Origin of the sequence: Streptomyces nanshensis, assembly GCF_001751255.1 — a bacterium.
Taxonomy (GTDB): Bacteria; Actinomycetota; Actinomycetes; order Streptomycetales; family Streptomycetaceae; genus Streptomyces; species Streptomyces nanshensis_A.
On sequence record NZ_LJGW01000564.1, the window covers coordinates 1 to 1,590 of the forward strand.

A 1,590-nucleotide genomic window follows, 5' to 3' on the forward strand; every position below is an offset into this window, starting at 1 on the left:
CGCCGGTGCGCACGGTGCGCCAGACGGCCCGCAGCGCGTCGGCGAGGTCGCCGTCGACGTCGAGGTCCCCGGTGATGTAGCCCTCGGCGAGGCCGAGTTCGCCGGGCTGCCACAGCAGCCGCCGCAGGGCGCGGCGGGAGCGGACGACCAGTACGGGCGCGCCCGGTGCCGAGTCGCCGGGCGCGCTCTCGCTGCCGTCCCAGGCGCGCAGCCGTACGGGCAGCGGGGTGCCGAGCAGATCCGTGAGCAGGGCGGAGAGATGCTGTGCGGCGCCGCCTGCGGTCATGAAGCCGTCTCCTCGTCGTGGTTCTCGTCGTGGTTCTCGTCGTGCGCGTCGTTCTCGTCGCCGTGCCTGCCGTCCCCCGCGTCGTCGCCGGGCCGGGTCAGCAACAGTTGCCCCACGTCGAGGTATCCCGCACGGAAGCCCGCCTCGGAGTAGGCGAGGTAGAACGTCCACATCCGCTGGAACGTCCCGTCGAAGCCGAGGAGTCGAGCCCGATCGGCCCGCTCGGTGAAGCGTTCGCGCCACAGCCGCAGCGTCTCGGCGTAGTGCGGTCCGAACAGCTCCCGGCCGCTCACCCGCAGACCCGTCGCCTCGCGGGCCGTACGCTCCACGGCCTCCAGGGACGGCAGCAGACCGCCGGGGAAGATGTACTTCTGGATCCAGGTGTGGGTGTTCCTGGTCGCCAGCATCCGTTCGTGCGGCATGGTGATGGCCTGTAGGGCGGCCCGGCCGCCGGGCGCGAGCAGGCCGTCGATACGGCGGAAGTAGTCCGGCCAGTACTCCGCGCCGACCGCCTCGATCATCTCGACGCTGACGACCGCGTCGTAACTGCCGGTCAGGCGGCGGTAGTCGCGCAGCAGCAGCGTCACCCGGTCCTCCAGCCCGGCCGCCCGTACGCGTTCCCGTGCCAGCGTGAGCTGTTCCTCGGAGAGCGTGGCCGTCACCACATGTGCTCCGCGTGCGGCGGCGCGCAGCGCCAACTCGCCCCAGCCGGTGCCTATTTCCAGCACCCGACTGCCGGGGCCCACCCCGGCCAGGTCGAGCAGCCGGTCGGTCTTGCGGCGCTGTGCCGCCGTCAAGTCCTCCCATGTCGCGGGCAGTTCGGCGAAGAGCGCGGAGGAGTAGGTGAGGGTGTCGTCGAGGAAGAGCGCGAACAGCTCGTTGGACAGGTCGTAGTGGCGGTGGATGTTCTCACGCGCGTGTGCCTCGGTGTTGCGGCCGCTCGCGGGACGGCGTGCCGCCCACAGCGCGCGCAGCCGCTGGAGCGGGCGCGGTACGAGAGCGGTGACGTGCTCGGCGAGGACGGTGAGCACCCCGGCCAGATCCGGCGCGTCCCACTCCCCCGCCATGTAGGACTCGCCGAAGCCGATCAGCCCGGAGCGTCCGATGCGCGCGAAGAAGGCGTCGGCGTCGTGGAGTTGGAGCAGCGGCCCGCCGCGTCCGAACTCCGTTCCGCCGTCCGTACGCACCCGCAGCGGCAGACGGTCCAGGGCGCGGCGGACGAGGCGGGCGGCGACGGCCGTACGCAGCGGTGCGCGCCGGGGCGCGCGGGCCACATCCGGCCAGCGCCGCGGATCGACGGCGGC

At 73.0% G+C, this 1,590-nt stretch carries 1 protein-coding gene and 1 pseudogene; both read right to left on the reverse strand.

Annotated elements, in window-relative coordinates; all coding sequences use genetic code 11:
• Window positions 1–286 (reverse strand): annotated as a pseudogene (locus tag AN218_RS29755) (SAM-dependent methyltransferase); the annotation flags it as partial.
• Window positions 283–1,590 (reverse strand): SAM-dependent methyltransferase (locus AN218_RS29760; RefSeq protein ID WP_079132731.1); only part of this gene is annotated, 1,308 nt, incomplete at its 5' end. The gene AN218_RS29760 and the pseudogene AN218_RS29755, both read right to left, overlap by 4 nt.